This is a genomic window from Salmonella sp. NW645 (assembly GCF_051703725.1).
Classification (GTDB): domain Bacteria; phylum Pseudomonadota; class Gammaproteobacteria; order Enterobacterales; family Enterobacteriaceae; genus Salmonella; species Salmonella enterica.
The window spans coordinates 677,020-696,150 of sequence record NZ_JAMMKR010000001.1; the positions used below are offsets into that span (position 1 = coordinate 677,020).

At 54.0% G+C, this 19,131-nt stretch carries 19 protein-coding genes; 6 read left to right on the forward strand and 13 right to left on the reverse strand.

What is annotated here, in order from left to right; translation table 11 throughout:
• The first annotated feature begins 63 nt into the window (after window positions 1–63).
• Window positions 64–594 carry a YehR family lipoprotein gene (locus NA389_RS03475; protein WP_001221797.1) on the forward strand — a complete coding sequence of 177 codons (531 nt, stop codon included), beginning with the start codon at window positions 64–66 and terminating at the stop codon, window positions 592–594.
• A gap of 56 nt (window positions 595–650) precedes the next feature.
• Here NA389_RS03475 and NA389_RS03480 read toward each other — a convergent pair whose 3' ends face one another.
• Genes NA389_RS03480 through NA389_RS03490 form a run of 3 tightly spaced genes read right to left on the reverse strand, consistent with a single transcriptional unit; the run spans window position 651 to window position 3,566 of the window.
• Window positions 651–1,118 (reverse strand): DUF1456 family protein, encoded by a 468-nt coding sequence (locus NA389_RS03480; protein WP_000950412.1) that lies wholly within the window; start codon window positions 1,116–1,118, stop codon window positions 651–653.
• A 46-nt stretch (window positions 1,119–1,164) separates the two neighbouring features.
• Window positions 1,165–1,884: a two-component system response regulator BtsR gene (gene btsR / locus NA389_RS03485; protein ID WP_000598637.1), complete on the reverse strand. Its 720-nt coding sequence runs from the start codon at window positions 1,882–1,884 to the stop codon at window positions 1,165–1,167.
• Entirely contained in the window at window positions 1,881–3,566 is a 1,686-nt protein-coding gene (locus tag NA389_RS03490; protein ID WP_000272847.1) for a sensor histidine kinase, read from the reverse strand. Before NA389_RS03490 ends, btsR begins: the two co-directional genes overlap by 4 nt.
• A 222-nt stretch (window positions 3,567–3,788) precedes the next feature.
• Here NA389_RS03490 and mlrA point away from each other — a divergent pair, with 222 nt between their 5' ends.
• The gene (gene mlrA, locus NA389_RS03495) at window positions 3,789–4,520 is read left to right on the forward strand and encodes an HTH-type transcriptional regulator MlrA (RefSeq protein ID WP_001240416.1); all 732 of its coding nucleotides are present in this window, start codon (window positions 3,789–3,791) and stop codon (window positions 4,518–4,520) included.
• Window positions 4,521–4,579: 59 nt separating this feature from the next.
• The gene (locus tag NA389_RS03500; RefSeq protein WP_001261696.1) at window positions 4,580–4,687 is read left to right on the forward strand and encodes a protein YohO; all 108 of its coding nucleotides are present in this window, start codon (window positions 4,580–4,582) and stop codon (window positions 4,685–4,687) included.
• Here the strand turns inward: NA389_RS03500 and NA389_RS03505 are convergent.
• The 5 genes from NA389_RS03505 to bglX all read right to left on the reverse strand — a co-directional run bounded on the left by NA389_RS03505 (window position 4,668) and on the right by bglX (window position 10,891).
• Window positions 4,668–5,399, reverse strand: a complete 732-nt coding sequence (locus tag NA389_RS03505; RefSeq protein WP_000824854.1) for an ABC transporter permease — start codon at window positions 5,397–5,399, stop codon at window positions 4,668–4,670. The genes NA389_RS03500 and NA389_RS03505 overlap by 20 nt on opposite strands.
• The gene (locus NA389_RS03510) at window positions 5,383–6,330 is read right to left on the reverse strand and encodes an ABC transporter ATP-binding protein (protein WP_000569166.1); all 948 of its coding nucleotides are present in this window, start codon (window positions 6,328–6,330) and stop codon (window positions 5,383–5,385) included. The genes NA389_RS03505 and NA389_RS03510 overlap by 17 nt, the downstream gene beginning before the upstream one ends.
• Window positions 6,323–7,492, reverse strand: a complete 1,170-nt coding sequence (locus NA389_RS03515; RefSeq protein ID WP_001278108.1) for an ABC transporter permease — start codon at window positions 7,490–7,492, stop codon at window positions 6,323–6,325. Before NA389_RS03515 ends, NA389_RS03510 begins: the two co-directional genes overlap by 8 nt.
• Window positions 7,493–7,495: 3 nt before the next feature.
• A complete protein-coding gene (osmF, locus tag NA389_RS03520) occupies window positions 7,496–8,413 on the reverse strand; it encodes a glycine betaine ABC transporter substrate-binding protein OsmF (RefSeq protein ID WP_000155876.1) in 918 nt (305 codons plus the stop codon).
• A gap of 180 nt (window positions 8,414–8,593) precedes the next feature.
• Entirely contained in the window at window positions 8,594–10,891 is a 2,298-nt protein-coding gene (gene bglX, locus NA389_RS03525) for a beta-glucosidase BglX (RefSeq protein ID WP_000871554.1), read from the reverse strand.
• Window positions 10,892–11,157: 266 nt separating this feature from the next.
• Here bglX and dld point away from each other — a divergent pair, with 266 nt between their 5' ends.
• Window positions 11,158–12,888: a D-lactate dehydrogenase gene (dld, locus tag NA389_RS03530; RefSeq protein ID WP_000095234.1), complete on the forward strand. Its 1,731-nt coding sequence runs from the start codon at window positions 11,158–11,160 to the stop codon at window positions 12,886–12,888.
• Between the two features lie 58 nt (window positions 12,889–12,946).
• Here the strand turns inward: dld and pbpG are convergent, their stop codons facing one another.
• Both pbpG and NA389_RS03540 read right to left on the reverse strand, forming a co-directional pair.
• Window positions 12,947–13,894 carry a D-alanyl-D-alanine endopeptidase gene (gene pbpG, locus NA389_RS03535; RefSeq protein WP_000911555.1) on the reverse strand — a complete coding sequence of 316 codons (948 nt, stop codon included), beginning with the start codon at window positions 13,892–13,894 and terminating at the stop codon, window positions 12,947–12,949.
• Between the two features lie 165 nt (window positions 13,895–14,059).
• Complete coding sequence (locus NA389_RS03540; RefSeq protein ID WP_001017057.1) at window positions 14,060–14,647, reverse strand: Yip1 family protein; 588 nt, start codon at window positions 14,645–14,647, stop codon at window positions 14,060–14,062.
• 158 nt (window positions 14,648–14,805) lie between these two features.
• Between NA389_RS03540 and NA389_RS03545 the strand changes: the two genes are divergently transcribed.
• Window positions 14,806–15,375, forward strand: coding sequence for a DedA family protein (locus tag NA389_RS03545; RefSeq protein WP_001523476.1), 570 nt, complete (start codon window positions 14,806–14,808; stop codon window positions 15,373–15,375).
• A gap of 47 nt (window positions 15,376–15,422) precedes the next feature.
• Here NA389_RS03545 and NA389_RS03550 read toward each other — a convergent pair whose 3' ends face one another.
• Together NA389_RS03550 and mdtQ are read right to left on the reverse strand one after the other, a co-directional pair.
• On the reverse strand, window positions 15,423–16,184 hold the full coding sequence (locus tag NA389_RS03550) for an SDR family oxidoreductase (protein ID WP_000169608.1): 762 nt from the start codon (window positions 16,182–16,184) through the stop codon (window positions 15,423–15,425).
• A 65-nt stretch (window positions 16,185–16,249) separates the two neighbouring features.
• Entirely contained in the window at window positions 16,250–17,686 is a 1,437-nt protein-coding gene (gene mdtQ, locus NA389_RS03555; RefSeq protein WP_001081457.1) for a multidrug resistance outer membrane protein MdtQ, read from the reverse strand.
• A 317-nt stretch (window positions 17,687–18,003) separates the two neighbouring features.
• Between mdtQ and yohP the strand changes: the two genes are divergently transcribed.
• Window positions 18,004–18,087, forward strand: a complete 84-nt coding sequence (yohP, locus tag NA389_RS03560) for a small membrane protein YohP (RefSeq protein ID WP_000698460.1) — start codon at window positions 18,004–18,006, stop codon at window positions 18,085–18,087.
• 57 nt (window positions 18,088–18,144) lie between these two features.
• Here yohP and dusC read toward each other — a convergent pair whose 3' ends face one another.
• Window positions 18,145–19,083: a tRNA dihydrouridine(16) synthase DusC gene (dusC, locus tag NA389_RS03565; RefSeq protein WP_001264834.1), complete on the reverse strand. Its 939-nt coding sequence runs from the start codon at window positions 19,081–19,083 to the stop codon at window positions 18,145–18,147.
• Window positions 19,084–19,131: the final 48 nt, after the last annotated feature.

Sequence of the window (19,131 nt, forward strand, 5' to 3'; positions counted from 1 at the left end):
CTCGCCAAAGCCTATAATCCCTGAATTCCTGGCTACACCAATACTTAACGACAAGGAATTGTTATGCGGATTCTACGCCTTATGGCGCTGCCACTATTCGCGCTCTCTCTATCGGTTAGCATAACTGGCTGCGATCAGAAAAACGATACTCTCCAGGGAAAGCAAAATAACATGACAGCGTTTATCAAAAAGATAGCCGCTAACAAAGAGTCAGAGGAAACACAACGCTATGTAGGTAATCTCAACGGTATTGAAATCAAGTTAACCTATTACTACAAAGGGGATATCGTTTTACGTCAAGCATCTGAAAATAAAATACTTTATAAGATCCTGAAAGCCAATAATAAAGAAGAAGCACAAAAAATGCTAAGTCAAGTCAGCGACTCTTATCAGGGTATACCGGGTTTGACTGAGCGAATCGACTATTATGATAGCTATGCTACGGAATATGTGAATATTGATTTTACCCAGGCAAAAATGAGCGACCTCTGTAAATTGCCAGGATCATCAATTGACAACTGTTCCGCGCACTATCTGTCAATGATTCGCTCGCAGAAGCTGTTGGAAGAGAGCGGGTATCATAGAATCAATTAGTATAATAATGCGTTTTCCCGGTCAGACAGGACGCTGCCGGGAACAATACCGCAAAATTACTTCGCCGCGTGTTCACGAGCCGCCAGACCGCGCAGAAAATAACGCATAAACTGATCGCCGCATTCGCGGAAGTTCTTATGATCCGGCGCGCGCATCATCGCGGTGATCTCTGGCATCGAGACACGAAACAACTGATCGGTAAGTATCGCCAGGATATCATCTGTTTTTAGCGAAAAGGCAATACGCAGCTTTTTCAGCACAATATTGTTGTTGATACGACGTTCCGCCGTCAATGCAGGCGCCGCCTCATCTTTGCCGCGTTTTTCATAAATGAGGCCATTGAGAAATGAGGACAACACGATATCCGGGCAACGCTGAAACCCCTCTTCCTCTTCTTTGCGCAACCAGATTGCTATCTGCTCCGGCGTAGCATCAACGTTACCCAGCGCCAGGATACGCGCCAGATCGGTATTATTAGCTTTTAAAATGTAGCGCACGCTACGCAGAATATCGTTACTCAGCATGAGGCCTTCGGTCGTTTCTATGGCAAAACGATATTCTAACAGTCTTTTACAGGCCAATCGCCTCTTTTAAACTTTTCAGATAGCGACGGCTTACCGGCACCGTCAGGCCGTTGCGTAAAATCAGCTCTGCCTGCCCATTATCCTCCAGCCGAATTTCCTGCAAATGGGCCATATTCACCAGAAACTGACGATGACAACGCAGTAGCGGCGTCCGGCTTTCCAGCGTGCGCAGCGTCAGCTCGGTAAACCCCTCTTTACCTTCACTGCTGGTCACATAAACGCCGCTCATACGGCTACTGACAAAGGCGACATCATCCATTTGCAACAAATAGATCCGGCTGTGTCCGGTACAGGGAATGAATTTAAGCGCCTGCTGGTTTTCCGGCAGCAACGAAACATCCTGTTTACTGCGCTCCTGACGCAGACGATGTAACGTTTTTTCCAGCCGTTTCTCCTCTATCGGCTTGAGCAGATAATCAAAAGCGTGTTCTTCAAAGGCTTTGATGGCGTATTCGTCAAACGCGGTTAAAAAAACGATATACGGGCGGTGTTCCGGGTCAAGCATTCCTACCATCTCCAGTCCACTGATACGCGGCATCTGAATATCCAGAAACAGCACATCAGGTCGCAGCTTATGTACCGCGCCAATCGCTTCTACCGCGTTCGCGCACTCTCCCACAATCTCAATGTCATCCTGCCCCTGGAGCAAAATCCGCAGATTTTCCCGCGCTAACGGCTCATCATCCACAATCAGCACTTTAATCATGCGTCCTCCTCCAGTGGAAGTCGTAATGTAATTCGGGTAAAACAGTCCGGCTCGCAGGCCACGCTAATACCATAATCATCGCCAAAGTGTTCGCGCAGACGTTTATCCACCAGACTCATCCCCAACCCGCTACTGCCGGCGGAAGGCTGATACAGTCCCGCATTATCTTCAATATCTAACATCAAATGCTGCCCTTCGCGCCGGGCGCGAATAGCGACGTTGCCGGTATCAAGCAGTTGCGACGTGCCATGTTTAATGGCGTTCTCAACAATCGGCTGTAACGTAAACGCAGGCAATTTCTGACGTGAAAGCGTCGATGGAACATCAAGCTGTACCTGCAGACGCGACTGAAAGCGCGCTTTTTCAATTTGCAGATAAGCGTTCACGTGTTCAATTTCATCCGCCAGCGTGACGATTTCCGACGGGCGTTTTAAATTTTTGCGAAAAAAGGTCGACAAGTACTGCACCAGTTGGCTGGCCTGTTCGCTGTCGTGGCGAATCACCGCTTTAATGGTATTGAGCGCGTTAAACAGAAAATGCGGATTCACCTGCGCGTGCAACAGCTTGATCTCTGACTGCGTCAGCAACGCCTTCTGCCGTTCATACTGCCCGGCCAGGATCTGCGCGGATAAAAGCTGCGCAATACCCTCTCCCAGGGTACGGTTAATTGAGCTGAACAGCCGGTTTTTCGCTTCGTACAATTTAATGGTGCCCATGACTCGCTGATTTTCGCCACGCAGCGGGATCACCAGCGTCGAGCCGAGTTTACACTGCGGGTGTAGCGAACAGCGATACGGCACTTCGTTGCCATCGGCATAAACCACCTCTCCGGTTTCAATTGCTTTCAGCGTATAACCTGATGAAATGGGTTTGCCCGGTAGATGGTGATCGTCGCCAATACCAGTAAAAGCCAGCAGTTTTTCGCGATCGGTGATGGCGACGGCGCCGATATCCAGCTCCTGATATAACACCTGCGCCACCTTCATACTGTTCACTTCGTTAAATCCCTGACGCAGAATCCCCTCCGTTGACGCGGCGACCTTCAGCGCGGTAGCAGAAAATGCCGAGGTATATTTTTCAAACATGGCGCGCTTATCGAGCAAAATACGCATAAACAGCGCGGCGCCAACGGTATTCGTCACCATCATCGGCGCGGCAATATTACTGACCAGATGCAGGGCATCGTCAAACGGCCTGGCTATCAATAAAATAATCAGCATCTGCACCAGTTCAGCAACACACGTAATTGCTCCCGCCGTCAGCGGGCTAAACACTTTGTCCGGGCGTCCGCGACGTATGAGAACGCTGTGTACCAACCCGCCCAGCAGCCCTTCGACGATGGTGGAAATCATACAGCTCAGCGCCGTCATGCCGCCCATAGAATACCGATGTAACCCACCGGTCAGACCGACCAGCCCGCCGACGACCGGCCCGCCGAGTAGGCCACCCATCACCGCGCCAATCGCGCGGGTATTGGCAATCGAATCTTCGATATGCAGCCCAAAATAAGTGCCCATAATGCAGAAGATAGAAAACGTGACGTAACACAGAAGCTTGTGCGGCAGACGAACCGTGACCTGCATAAGCGGGATGAACAGGCGCGTTTTACTCATTAGCCACGCAATGACCAGAAACACGCACATCTGCTGAAGCAGCAGCAACACCAGATTAAACTCGTACATACCCGCAAACCACACTTCAATTAAAAGCGCGTAACATACATTGAGTACGATTAACTTTCTTTGAACTGTTGCATAAAAATATGAATTCGTGAATACGATCACTTAAACGCCGCGCCGCAACCCGCTACTTCGCGTTTTAATGCATAAAAAACAGGCAAAACTTCCTGGTTCCTAAAAGAGCGTCTAAAGTTAAACCGGGACCTCGCGAGCAAGGGTGAAACGATGGCGCTTTACACAATTGGTGAAGTGGCTTTGCTTTGTGATATCAATCCTGTCACGTTGCGCGCGTGGCAGAGACGTTATGGACTTTTAAAACCACAGCGAACGGATGGCGGTCATCGTCTGTTTAACGATGCCGATATCGACAGAATCCGCGAAATCAAGCGCTGGATAGATAACGGCGTCCAGGTCAGCAAAGTCAAAGTGCTGCTCAGTAGCGACAGTAGCGAACAACCTAACGGCTGGCGCGAACAGCAGGAGATCCTGCTGCACTACCTGCAAAGCAGTAATCTGCACAGTTTACGGTTATGGGTCAAAGAACGCGGTCAGGATTATCCAGCCCAGACATTGACCACGAACCTGTTCGTCCCGCTGCGGCGACGATTACAGTGCCAACAACCCGCCCTTCAGGCGCTGCTCGGCATTCTTGACGGTATCCTGATCAACTATATTGCGCTCTGCCTGGCGTCTGCGCGTAAGAAACAGGGAAAAGATGCGTTGGTGATCGGCTGGAATATCCATGATACCACCCGCCTGTGGCTGGAAGGTTGGGTCGCCAGCCAACAGGGATGGCGAATCGACGTGCTGGCGCACTCGCTTAGCCAGTTCCGCCCGGAACTGTTTGACGGCAAGACGTTACTGGTATGGTGCGGAGAAAACCAGACGCTGGCGCAGCAGCAGCAACTTTTGGCCTGGCGCGCCCAGGGATGCGACATTCATCCCCTTGGCGTTTAAACAGCAGCTAACAAATTCGCTTTAATGTATACTCCTTTTATTAACATAAGGAGTACATAATGCGCGTAGCGAAAATCGGGGTGATCGCCCTTTTCCTGCTGATGGCTATTGGCGGTATCGGCGGCGTGATGCTGGCAGGTTACAGTTTTATTTTGCGTGCCGGGTAAGCGCGCGCGTCAGCCTTTCAAACAGGCGATCGATAATGATCGCCGCCAGCGCCACCAGCAGCGCCCCCTGGATAACATAGGCCGTATTAAAGCCGCTAAGCCCGATAATGATCGGCGTGCCTAACGTACTGGCCCCCACCGTTGAAGCGATGGTCGCCGTACCAATATTGATAATCACCGAGGTTCGGATGCCCGCCAGAATCACCGGCGCGGCCAGCGGCAGCTCAACCTGATACAACTGTTGGCGACGGCTCATTCCCATACCGCTGGCAACGCTCATCACGCTGGCAGGCACCGCTCCCAGCCCGGCCAGGGTCGCCTGCAGGATGGGCAACACCCCATACAGGATCAAGGCGATAATGGCCGGTTGCTGACCAAAACCCATGACGGGTACCGCGATCGCCAGTACCGCGACCGGCGGAAAGGTCTGCCCGACGGCAGCGATAGTCTCCACCAGGGGACGAAACTCCTTCCCACTTTCTCGCGTGACCGCAATCCCTGCGCCGACGCCCACCACGACGGCAAACAAACTTGAGATGCCCACCAACCAGAAATGGGCGAGCGCGAGGGCGGCAAAACTCTCCTGTTGGTAGACCGGGCGCGGTAAATCGGGAAACAGCGCGGCGAAGAACGGCTGGCTATAAGGCAATCCAAACAGCAGAAGCAAGAACAGAACAATAAGCCAGAGAAGCGGATCACACAGTCGTTTCACGGGGGGACGTCTCCGAAAGCAGATCGCGGAAATGGAGCGTACCGCAGGGCTCGCCCTGCTGATTCGCCACCGGCAGGACGTCGCACCGGCGGGCGACAAACATCGATAGCGCATCGCGTAACGTCATCTCTTCCACCAGCGCGTCGCCGCTGAGCTGTTCATGCCGGCGTACATAATCGCCTACGCTACGTAACGAAAGCAGCCTTACGCCCAGCTCGCTGCGGCCAAAAAACGCCTGCACGAAATCATTTTCCGGCGAGGTCAGCATAGAAAGCGGCGATCCCTGTTGGATAACGTGGCCCCCGTCCATCAGCACCAGATGGTCGGCGAGGCGTAGCGCCTCGTCGATGTCGTGCGTCACCAGTACGATGGTGCGTCCCAGTAGCTGATGAATGCGGGTCATCTCCTGCTGCAATGCGCCGCGCGTTACCGGATCAAGCGCGCCGAAAGGCTCGTCCATCAGCAATACCTGCGGATCGGCAGCCAGCGCCCGCGCAACGCCGACCCGCTGCTGTTGCCCGCCGGAAAGCTGATGCGGATAGCGATCGCGCAGCGCGCTTTCCAGACCCAATAATGCCATCAGTTCGTCAATACGATCGTTAATCCGCGCACGCGACCACTTTTGTAGTTGCGGTACGGTGGCGATATTTTGCGCCACCGTCCAGTGGGGAAAAAGACCGATAGACTGAATGGCATAGCCCATGCGACGGCGCAGTTCAAGCACCGGCAGGCTGCGGATCTCTTCCCCGGCAAAACGGATCGTTCCGCTATCATGCTCTACCAGCCGGTTAATCATCTTCAGCGTGGTCGATTTTCCCGAACCGGAGGTGCCAATTAACACCGAAAAGCTGCCTTCGCTAAAGTGCAAATTGAGGTCGCTAACAGCCTGTTGATCGCCGAAGGTTTTACTGACATGGTTAAATTCAATCATCGTTTGCTCCCTTCAAAAACGCGATCCATAAATCAAACAGCGCGTCGATCACTACCGCCAGCGCAATCACCGGAATGACGCCCAACAGGACTAAATCAATGGCGCTGCTCAATAGCCCCTGAAACACCAGCGCGCCGAAACCTCCCGCGCCAATCAGCGCGGCGACAACGGCCATTCCCACTGTCTGGACCATTACTACCCGCAGGCTACGTAAAAAGACCGGCAGCGCCAGCGGCAGTTGCACATGCCTGAAGCGCTGGCCGCTACTCATTCCCATTGCTCTTGCGCTCTCCAGCACATCGCGCGGCACCTGATTGAGCCCGGCGACCACGCCGCGCACCAGCGGCAATAACGCATAGAGCACCAGCGCTATCAGCGCAGGCGTCATGCCGGTTCCCGCGACGCCGAATGCGGCAAGCCACGGAAACTGTTTCACCAGCCCGGCCAACGGCGCAATCAGCAGGCCAAACAGCGCGACGGAAGGGATAGTCTGGATCACATTCAGTACGGTAAACACCGGCCCCTGGCGTGAGGCGGAAAAATAACACCAGACGCCCAACGGTAGTCCGATCGCCAGCGCCGGCAGCACCGTGCCCGCCAGTAACATCAAATGTTGCACCAGCGCGGCATCGAAAACTTCCTGCCGATTGGTATACTCTTTTAGAAGCGAGAGGTTGTCGAACGTGCCTGAAAACAGCAGCGCCAGCGGGACAATGACAATTTGCGCGTGCAGCAACCAGCGCCACAGCGGCCCAGTGGTAATACGGCGGATCGCATCGCTACAGGCCAGCAGCATCAGACCGAGGCCCAGCCACAATCCACTTCCCAGACTGGTACGCGCCAGCGGACTGCCCTCCTGCGCCAACTGGGTCGCCGCCCTGCCGACTCCCCACAGCATGACAATAAAAAGCGTCTGCGCCATCATCAGCGTCAGTACGCTACCGCGTTTACCGGGTATAAAGCACAGCGTAAACAGCGCGCATCCCGCGCCAGTCAGCATCCAGATGGTCGCCGGCCAGATCTCCCATAACTGTCGCCCCTCGCCGCTCACCAGACGATTCGGGGCGTAATTAATGAAAGGCAGCGCGACAGCAAGCAGAGTCAGAACAACCAACAGCAACAGCACACGATTAACCGTGATTTTTTTGGCAGCGTCACTCACAGATTACTTCACCCACCCTTTTTGTCGGAGGTAATCTGCGGCGACTTTTTTCGCATCCAGCCCTTCTACGGCGATTCTGGCGTTCAACTGTTGCAGCGTTTTCTCATCAAGGCTGGCGAAAACGGGCTGTAGCCAGTCAGCTATCTGCGGATAGGCCTGTAACACCGATTCACGTACTACCGGCGCGGGGGCATAGATAGGCTGGACGCCTTTCGGGTCGCTCAGGGTTTGCAGACCCAGCGCGGCGACCGGGCCGTCGGTGCCATACGCCATCGCGGCGTTAACGCCGGATGTTTGTTGCGCGGCGGCTTTGATCGTGACCGCCGTATCGCCGCCCGCCAGCGACAAGAGCTGGTTCTGATTCAAGGTAAAATCATAGGCTTTTTCAAATGCCGGCAGCGCATCCGCCCGTTCGATAAATTCCGCAGACGCCGCCAGTTTAAAAGTGCCGCCCTCTTTCAGATAACGGCTGAGATCGGCAAGCGAGGAGAGTTTATTTTTTTCCGCGATGTCCTGGCGTACCGCGATGGTCCAGGTGTTATTTGCCGGCGCAGGCGTCAACCAGACCAGCTTATTCTGCTCCGCATCCAGTTTTTTGACTTTCTCAAAGCCTTGCTTTGCATTCTTCCATGCCGGATCGTTTTCATCTTTAAAAAAGAACGCCCCGTTACCGGTGTATTCCGGATAGATATCCAGCTCTCCGGCGGTAATCGCGCCACGAACGACTGGCGTGGTCCCGAGCTGAATTTTATTGACCGTTTTAACGCCGTGGCTTTCCAGTACCTGCAAAATCATGTTGCCGAGCAGCGCGCCTTCGGTATCAATCTTTGACCCGACCGTCACGGGCGATGCCGCCTGTAGAGGTAAACTCACCGTCGCCAGCAACGCCAGCGAACTTACCCATAGCTTTGAGATCGTCATGATGCTTTCCTCATCCTTTTACGGCCTTTTTCAGAGACTTGAGAAAAAAGCATAGTTGAAAAGTCTGCGTTTAACCTGGGATTTTCCGCCAGTGTAAGTGACGTGACTGGTAATAAAAGGGGGGACAGGAAAAGTCATTGCCAGACAGGGCGCAGCTATCGCGCCCTGTTGACGGCAGGCTTACAGTAGTTCGAACGATCCTTGTTTAACGCGAGCGGAATCCACGCCGATAAAGACGTTGAACTTGCCGGGTTCCGCGTCATATTTCATCTGCTGATTCCAGAACTTCAACGCCTCGATATCAATCGGGAAACTCACGGTTTTACGTTCGCCGGGTTTGAGGGTGATTTTTTCAAAGCCTTTTAATTGCTTCACCGGGCGGCTCATTGACGCCGTGACATCCTGTAAGTACATCTGGATGACCGTTGCCCCTTCGCGTTTACCTGTGTTCGTGACCTCTACGCTGGCCGTGACTTTGCCGTCGCGTTGCATTGTCGGTGAGGAGAGCGTGACGTCAGACACCGTAAATGTGGTGTAGCTCAGACCGTAACCAAACGGATAGAGCGGGCCATTCGCTTCGTCAAAATAGCGTGAGGTATATTTGTTTGGCTTTTCAGGATTATACGGGCGTCCCGTATTGAGATGGCTGTAATAGACCGGAATTTGTCCCACCGAACGCGGGAAAGATATCGGCAGTTTCCCTGACGGGTTGTAATCGCCAAACAGCACATCGGCAATGGCGTTACCGCCTTCCGTCCCGGCAAACCAGGTCTCCAGAATCGCATCGGCCTGTTGATCTTCTTTTACCAGCGCCAGCGGTCTGCCGTTCATTAATACCAGTACGAGCGGCTTACCGGTGGCTTTCAGAGCGGTGATTAAGTCGCGCTGACTCTGCGGAATGGTGATATTGGTACGGCTGGAGGCTTCATGCGCCATCCCCTGCGACTCGCCTACCACCGCGACCACCACATCGGCCTGTTTCGCCGCCTGCACCGCCTCATCAATCATCGCCTGCGGTGAACGCGGATCGATTTTCACCGCCTCTTCATACAGGTTTAAGAAATCGACGATGTCTTTATCGTTAGTGATATTCGCCCCTTTGGCATAGAGGATCTTCGCCCCGTCGCCGACGGCATTTTGAATACCCGCCAGCACCGTCACCGACTGATTCGCGACCCCAGCAGCAGACCAACTCCCCATTACATCACGTTGACTGTCGGCCAGCGGCCCAACAACAGCAATGGTGCCCGATTTTTTCAACGGCAGCGTTTCCAGCCGGTTTTTCAGCAGTACCACACTTTCCCGCGCCACTTCCCGCGCCTCTTTACGATGCAGGCGGCTTTCGGCATTGGTGTCCACCGGGTCGCTCTCTTTCGGCCCCAGATGGCTATAGGGGTCGTTAAACAATCCCATGTCATATTTTACGTTGAGCACATGGCGCGTCGCGTCGTCCAGTTCCGCCATCGTCACTTTGCCCGACTTAATCAGGCCCGGCAGATATTTGCTGTAATACTCATCCGCCATGCTCATATCCACCCCTGCCTTTAGCGCCACGCGCACCGCATCTTCCGGGTCGGCCGCGGTACCGTGTTTAATCAGTTCTTTAATAGCGCCGTGGTCGGAAACGGTAATTCCCTTAAAGCCCCACTCATCGCGCAGGACATCTTTCAATAGCCAGGAATCTGACGTCGCAGGCGTACCGTTCAGCGAGTTCAGCGCCACCATCACCGCACCGCTCCCCGCATCCAGCCCCGCTTTGTACGGCGGCATGTAGTCATTAAACAGACGCTGGGAACTCATATCCACGGTGTTGTATTCTTTACCGCCTTCAACGGCGCCATAGGCGGCAAAATGTTTCACGCTGGTCATCACCGAATAGCGATCCGCCGGACTTTTGCCCTGCATCGCTTTCACCATGGTTTCGCCCATGATGGAGGTTAAATATGTATCTTCGCCAAAGCCTTCGGAGGCGCGTCCCCAACGCGGATCGCGGGAGACATCCACCATCGGTGCCCAGGTCATATTCAGACCGTCGTCCGCCGCTTCATACGCCGATACGCGTCCTACGGTTCTTACCGCATCCAGATTAAAAGAAGAAGCCAGACCGAGGCTTATTGGGAAGACGGTTCGCTGGCCGTGTACCACGTCATAGGCAAAAAAGAGAGGAATTTTCAGGCGGCTCAATGCCATCACCTGATCCTGCATTTGACGGATATCCTGGCGGGTGACGGTATTGAAAATCGCCCCTACCTGCCCGTCTTTGATCATCTCGCGGATCGCTTCTTTCGGGTTATCAGGGCCGACGCTAATCAGACGTAACTGACCAATTTTTTCATCGACAGTCATTTTCTTGAGTAAATCCGTGACGAACGCGTCGCGCGCTTCGGGCGTCAGCGGGTGATTGCCAAACAGGTTTTCCGCCAATGCTGGCTGCATCGCCAGACTCACAGCAACACCTACTGAACATAACCATTTCATGTTGAGTCTCTCTTTATCTTTATCCCGACGAGGCGGTAAAAACAGAATAAAAACCGCAGTTTGCCATAAGCCTAAACGCGAGAGGAGAAGAAAGCGAAGGTTATTCTCCTAATTTTCCGCACAGTCGAATACGCAACCGCCAGCAAATGGTATCAAGGCGGCAAATGAATACTACCAACACAGAGACAATTTGAATGAGAAAGCGTATTGTCATACAAAGCGCTATGCTTAACGCTGATATTTTGTCCCACCACAAGGAGTGGAGAATGTCTTCCATAACAATGACTGATAATAAAACGTTCCTGAATGAGCTGGCCCGCCTGGTAGGCCATTCTCACCTGCTGACAGACCCCGCCAAAACCGCCCGCTATCGCAAGGGTTTCCGTTCCGGTCAGGGCGACGCGCTGGCCGTTGTTTTCCCGGGTTCATTACTGGAACTGTGGCGTGTGCTCAACGCCTGCGTTAACGCTGACAAAATTATTCTGATGCAGGCCGCCAACACCGGTCTGACGGAAGGCTCCACGCCGAACGGCAACGACTACGATCGCGATATTGTGATTATCAGCACCCAGCGGCTGGATAAGCTGCACTTACTGGATAACGGCCAACAGGTTCTGGCTTGGCCCGGTACGACGCTCTATGCGCTGGAAAAAGCGCTTAAACCGCTGGGCCGTGAACCGCACTCGGTGATTGGTTCGTCGTGTATCGGCGCGTCGGTCATCGGCGGCATCTGTAATAACTCCGGCGGCTCGCTGGTGCAGCGCGGCCCGGCCTATACCGAGATGTCGCTCTTTGCCCGTATTGACGAGCAAGGCAAACTGCAACTGGTCAATCATCTGGGTATCGATCTTGGGCATACGCCGGAGCAGATCCTGAGCAAGCTGGATGACGAACGGATTAAAGATGAGGATGTGCGTCACGATGGTCGTCATGCGCACGATCACGACTACGTGACGCGGGTACGAGATATCAACGCCGATACGCCCGCCCGCTATAACGCCGACCCGGACCGTTTGTTTGAATCTTCCGGCTGCGCCGGAAAACTGGCGGTTTTTGCCGTTCGCCTTGATACCTTTGCAGCGGAAAAAAATCAGCAGGTTTTTTATATCGGCACCAATCAGCCCGCGGTACTGACTGAAATCCGTCGGCATATTCTGGCGAACTTCGACAATCTGCCAGTGGCGGGAGAATATATGCATCGCGATATCTACGATATTGCGGAGCAGTACGGTAAAGATACCTTTCTGATGATCGATAAACTCGGCACCGACAAGATGCCATTCTTTTTCACGCTAAAAGGCCGAACCGATGCGATGCTGGAAAAAGTAAAATTTTTCCGACCGCATTTCACCGACCGCGCGATGCAGAAATTCGGCCACCTGTTTCCCAGCCATCTGCCGCCGCGAATGAAAAACTGGCGCGATAAATATGAGCATCATCTGCTGTTAAAAATGGCGGGAGACGGCGTCGCAGAAGCGCAACGCTGGCTGAATGAATTTTTTAAATCCGCTGAGGGCGGTTTCTTCACCTGTACGCCGGAAGAAGGCAGCAAAGCCTTCCTGCACCGCTTCGCCGCTGCTGGCGCGGCGATTCGTTATCAGGCCGTACACGCTGATGAAGTGGAAGATATCCTGGCGCTGGATATCGCTCTGCGCCGCAACGATACCGACTGGTTCGAGCATCTGCCGCCGGAAATCGACAGCCAACTGGTACATAAACTCTATTACGGTCACTTTATGTGCCACGTTTTTCATCAGGACTATATCGTGAAGAAAGGCGTCGACGTCCATGCGCTGAAAGCGCAAATGCTGGAGCTGTTGCAGGCGCGCGGGGCGCAATACCCGGCGGAGCACAACGTTGGACATCTGTATAAAGCGCCGGAAACGCTGACGCGTTTTTATCGGCAAAATGACCCGACCAACAGTATGAACCCCGGTATCGGCAAAACGAGTAAGCGGAAATTCTGGCAGGAAAATACGCCCGACGAAACGCATTAACACGGTGCGGTTTACCGTGAATGCCCGGCGGCGCGATGCCTGCCGGGCCTACGGCGATTTAATCGTTCTGTGCGGTTTGCGCCCCGGCGCTGGCGCTGGCTGCCGCCATTTGCGCGGCTTTTTGCTTTTTATAGCTCAGCGCGGCAGCCGGAACGGGCATGACTTTACCGGTTTCAATCCATGTACGCAGGCGACTGGCGTCCGCAAAGTGGGTATATTTGCCGAACGCGTCCATGACCACCAGCGCGACCGGTTTGTTATTGATCACGGTACGCATCACCAGACAATGCCCCGCCGCATTGGTAAAACCGGTTTTCGTTAACTGGATATTCCAGTTATCACGGTAGACCAAATGGTTGGTATTGCGAAACGGCAGCGTATACGCCGGATGCGAGAATGTCGCCATATCTTCGCGCGTGGTGCTTAGCTGGCCAATCAGCGGGTATTGCTTCGTGGCAATCAGCAGTTTTGTTAAATCCCGCGCGGTCGAGACGTTATGAATCGACAGCCCCGTCGGCTCAACGAAGCGGGTATGCGTCATGCCCAGCGCTTTCGCCTTCGCATTCATCGCTTTAATAAACGCGTTATAACCGCCGGGATAATAGTGCGCCAGGCTTGCCGCCGCACGGTTTTCGGATGACATCAACGCCAGCAGCAACATATTTTTGCGGCTAATTTCGCTGTTCAGGCGCACGCGGGAGTAAACCCCTTTCATTTCCGGCGTCTGGCTGATATCGACCTTCAGTATTTCATCCAGCGGCAATCGCGCGTCGAGCACGACCATCGCCGTCATTAATTTGGTTATCGAGGCAATCGGACGCACCAGATCCGGGTGGTTCGAATAGATCACTTTATTGGTGTTGAGATCAACAATCATTGCGCTACCGGAGGCAATCTCAGGTTGAGACGCCGCGGTTGTCGCTGCCGTTTTCGCCACGGCCTGCGGGGCAAAAGGTACGGCCAACATCAGAGCAAGGCTCAGGAATGAAGCTCGGAATTTCAGCATGATGAGATTTCTGATAATGATTCACGCGCGTCGTAACGCACACCGCCTGAGCTAAGATTATACTCAAGCTAGCAGTGGCATCATAGCGGCACGCCAGCGTTGCCGCTACAGAAGAATCGTCAGCAAATGCTGCATTGCTGGCTTTTGCGCCAGCCCTTTTTCGCATCAGAACAGGCGGTAGCCGTATCCCCACAGGATCACGGTGATCGCCAGTAGCACCTCCAGGACCAGCACGCCGATAGCGAGCGTCGAACTGGAGAAGCTTAATCCTTCCTCTCTATTAATGTTAAGGAAAGTCGGAATACCCAAATACAGCAAATAGCCGGTGTAAAAGAGCGCGACAGCGCCGACCAAAGCGCATAGCCATACCAGGGGATAGAGCGCCACCAGACCACTTAAAAACAGCGGCGTCGCGACATAGCCGGCAAAAACCATACAGCGCGCAAGCGATGGCCGTTGCGGATAGTTTCGCGCCATCCACCAGATGACGCGTCCCATCACCGCGACGCCCGCCAGCATCACGCCGTAGAACAAGACCGCCAGCGCAAAAGCGGTAAACAGCGAGAGTTGTAACACGTTGCCGTCGCCAAAATTCCAGCCGATTTGCGTCGTGCCGATAAAGGCGCAGACGACGGGAATCGCCGCCATCAGCAAAACATGGTGCGTATAGTGATGCGAAACGGTTTCGTTTTCGCTTTTGATCACCTGCATTTCCCGATCGGGATGGGAAAAAAGCCCCCATACATGGTTCATACTGCCCCCTTCTGCTGCCTTAGATGCCAGTATGTTCAAGTATAATTCAGTTTGTGGTTATTTTATGAGCAATAGCAAAATAGTCTCCGGCAAAACGTCGGCTTTGCCACGCACGCCTCTTGCCAGGGTGTATGCTTAATGCCGGAGGTGGTTTACGCATGGATATCAACACGCTTATTACGCATTATGGCTATGCGGCGCTGGTTATCGGCAGTATGGCCGAAGGTGAAACCGTTACCCTGTTGGGGGGCGTCGCGGCGCATCAGGGATTGCTCAAGTTTCCGCTGGTGGCGGCGGCCGTCGCGCTGGGAGGGATGATGGGCGATCAGCTACTTTACCTGTTAGGACGATGCTATGGCGGGAAGATCCTGCGTCGTTTCCCGCGTTATCATACGAAGATTCGTCGCGCGCAGAAAATGATCCAACGCCATCCGTATCTGTTTGTGATCGGCACGCGTTTTATGTACGGCTTCCGGGTGGTTGGCCCGCTGCTGATTGGTGCCAGCCGCCTGCCGCCTAAAATTTTTCTGCCGCTGAATATTGTAGGCGCGCTGATCTGGGCGCTGCTGTTTACCACGCTGGGATATCTTGGCGGCGAGGTGATCGCGCCATGGCTGCACGACCTCGATCAGCATCTCAGGCACGGGGTCTGGCTGATTCTGGCCATCGTCCTGGTGGTGGGCGTGCGCTGGTGGCTGAAAAGACGCGGCAAAGCGGAGGCCCGTTAAACCCGATGGTATCCGGATGGCATAACGCCGCCATCCGGCCCCGGCGTTTATTTTGCGTTGAATTGCGGATTCGCCAGCATAAACCCGCCGTCGACAATCAGCGACTGACCGGTGGTATAGCTTGCTCCTTCCGAACACAGCCAGGCGACGAGGCTGGCTATTTCATGCGTAGAACCCGGTCGGGCGATAGGGATCGAGGGTTCCGATCCCGGCTCAATATCGCTGTCATCCATATCATTCATCGGCGTGGCGATAGCGCCTGGCGCGACGGCGTTGACCAAAATATGATGCTCAATCAGTTCCAGCGCCATGGATTTAGTCAATCCGCCCAGCGCATGTTTCGCCGCGGTATAGGCGCTGGCTTGCGGAAGCGGCGTATGCTCATGGACGGAGGTGATGTTGATAATGCGCCCTCCCTCTCCTTGTTTAATCATATGCCGGGCGGCGATCTGCGCGCAGAGAAACGCGCCGTCGACATCCACAGTAAAAATTTGCCGCCACTGCGTAAACGGCATATCAATAAACGCGGATTTGGTCATCGCCCCGGCATTATTGACCAGCACGTCAACGCGCCCCAGGCGCTGAATAAGATGTTCAATGGCCTGCGCGCCCTCGGGTAACTGGCTCAGGTCAAGATGAATGGTCTCTGCCCGCACACCAAACTGCGCCGCTTTTTTCGCCGTCTCCTGCGCGCCGCGTTCATCGGAATGCCAGGTGATACCAATATCAAAACCGTTTTGTGCTAATAACAACGCACACGCTTTGCCAATTCCCGAATCTGATGCCGTTACAATTGCAACTTTGGTCATATTCCTCTCCGGATGATTCATACACAGCCTAAGTATAGGAACCCTGTCTGAATCATCCGGAAAAATCAGGAATGATAACCGCCGCCCAGCGCGCTGGTAAGCTGAATGGAGGCATCCAGCCACTGGCCCTGCAACAGCAAGCCGTTACACTGCTCGCGCAGTGCCGGGATTTTGGCCTCGCTCACGCGGGAACCCGCAATAATGCCGGCATTAAAGCGCGCTTGCGCCAGACCGACCACACGCTGCGCGTCATGCTCAATCTGCTGCTGATGCTGATTTTTCTGCGCCAGCGTCTCTACCTGACTGGCGGCGCGCGCCACATCATTAACCGCATCTACCACCGCTTTGTTGTAATTGGCGATAGAAAGGTTGCTTTGCGCTTTGGCGATATCGAGGTTGGCATTCAGCCTGCCGCTGTCGAAAATCGGCAGCGTCAGCCCGCCGGTAATGCCATATTGCTGTGCGGAATGGCGGAACAGATCGCTAAGATGTAACGCATCCTGCTGTAAAAAAGCCATCAGATTGATATCGGGATAAAACGCGGCCTTCGCGGCGTCAATGCTGCTCAACGAGGATTCAATGTACCAGTGCGCGGCCTGTAGATCCGCCCGGCGCGCCAGCAACGAATACCCCAGTTGCGACGGTAACTGGCTTTCAACGGCGGGGAGACTCACCTGACGCAGCTTGAGCGCCGCCGATTGCGTATTGGTTAACGCGCTGAGCCGCGCTTCAATAACCTTCATTTTACCGTTAACGTCATTCAGCTGCTGCTGGGTTTTGCTGGCGTCGATATCGGTCTCGACCCCTTCAACAGAAGAAGTAATGCCGTGTTGATACAGCTCCCGGTTTACCGTCACCACGTTTTGCTGCTCATGCTCGATTTGCATCAGCACATTTTTCAGCGCCGCCTGCGTCTGCCACTCCCAGTAGAGTCGCGCCACGCCGCTTGCCAGCAATTGTCGGGTCTGCTCCTGCTCCGCTTCGCGCGCTTTGACCGCCCCGATCCGCGCGGTAACTTCAGCGCGGTTTTTCCCCCATAAATCCAGATCCCAGCCCGCCGTCAGGCCGAATGTACCGTTGGTATACCACGGCCCGGTCGTTCCCGCCGCGGGGTCGGTAATCGCGAATGGCCCCATCAGCCCTTCCGCGGACATTCGCTGGCGCTCAATGTCGGCAGAAAAGTCGAGCTGCGGGCCGTCCTGCGCCTCAACCGCTTTCGCCTGCGCTTCCGCCAGTTGAATACGCTGTTCAGCCACCTGCATATCCGGCGAATGCTGTATGGCATTATCAATCAGCGCGTCAAGCTGCGCATCGTGATACGCCTTCCACCACTGGCTATCCGGCCAACCGTTTTTCAATGCCGCCGGCAGGCTGGAATCAACATGAGAAGAGGGCGTCTGCTGGGTCAGCGACTGGCGGGTATCGTGCATAGGGGCGCAGCCCGCCAGCAAAATAAAAAGCGGTAAGCTCGCTGTCGCGGCAAGGAAAGAATTACGATTCATGGAGGTGTTCTGATAAAAAAAGGTGCGCAGAGAGTACGTCTTACGACGATCTATTTTTTAGTTACGCGTGGCAATACATCATCAGACAACAAAAGACATATTTTGAAATTTATATGATTAGCAAATAATTTCATCTGATACATTTTTTGATGTAATGATTCAATGTAAAGTCCCATTAACCCGTTAATAAATGAACGATTTTGCTGCAATACGCGCCAGCAGCCTTCATGAGTTAAACGTCGCCGTGCCCAACAAAGCAGCAGATGGCTTAATACTTTCCTATACTTTGTTTGTATTTACCAATAAAGGGACAAACAATGAAAATTCTTCTATGGGCAATCTTAATTATTTTTCTGATTGGGCTGTTGGTGGTAACGGGCGTGTTTAAGATGATTTTCTGATTCCTGCGCCGGGCAGCGATAGTATCTGTCCGGCACACGTTCTGGACGCTGTAGAGATTAGATTTTAATAGCCTGAATCGCCCGCGCAATCTCGGACGAACGGTTTAACGCCCGAATCGACTGAAAGAGTTCCGTCGCCTCAATATATTCCTTACGTAAATATCCCAACCACTGTTTAATACGCGCGACATGGTATAAACCGGTATCGCCCTGCTTTTCCAGTCGGGTATATTTTTGTAATAATGCAACCACTTCCGGCCACGGCATACGCGGCTCGTTATACTTCACCACCCGGCTCAGGTTAGGAATATTTAACGCCCCACGGCCAATCATCACCGCATCGCAGCCGCTGGCCGCCATACATGCCTGCGCGCTCTGCCAGTCCCAGATTTCGCCATTCGCGATAACCGGAATAGTCAGACGCTGGCGTATTTCACCGATCGCCTGCCAGTCGATATGCTCGGCGCGGTAGCCCTGCGCTTTGGTACGGCCATGCACCACCAGTTCACTGGCGCCGGCCTGCTGCACCGCATCGGCGATTTCAAATTTTCTATCGCCGCTATCCCAGCCGAGACGCACTTTTACCGTCACCGGAAGATGCGACGGTACCGCGGCCCGCATCGCTTTCGCGCCCTGATAGATGAGTTCGGGATCTTTGAGCAATGTCGCGCCGCCGCCGCTGCCGTTCACCACTTTTGACGGACAGCCGCAGTTCAGGTCCACGCCATACGATCCCAACGCCGTCGCCCGCGCGGCGTTTTCCGCCAGCCACTGCGGATGCTGGCCCAGAAGCTGAATACGCACCGGCGTGCCGGACGGCGTGCGGCTGGCATGATGCAACTCCGGGCAGATGCGATGAAACACTTTTACCGGCAGCAGCTGATCCACCACGCGCACAAATTCGGTGATGCAGAGATCGTAATCATTCACTTCGGTCAGCAGCTCGCGCACTAACGCGTCGAGCACGCCTTCCATCGGCGCCAGTAAAACACGCATATCGGTATCCACAGCAAAAAAAGAGGCGCTATCATAACGCCTCTCTGC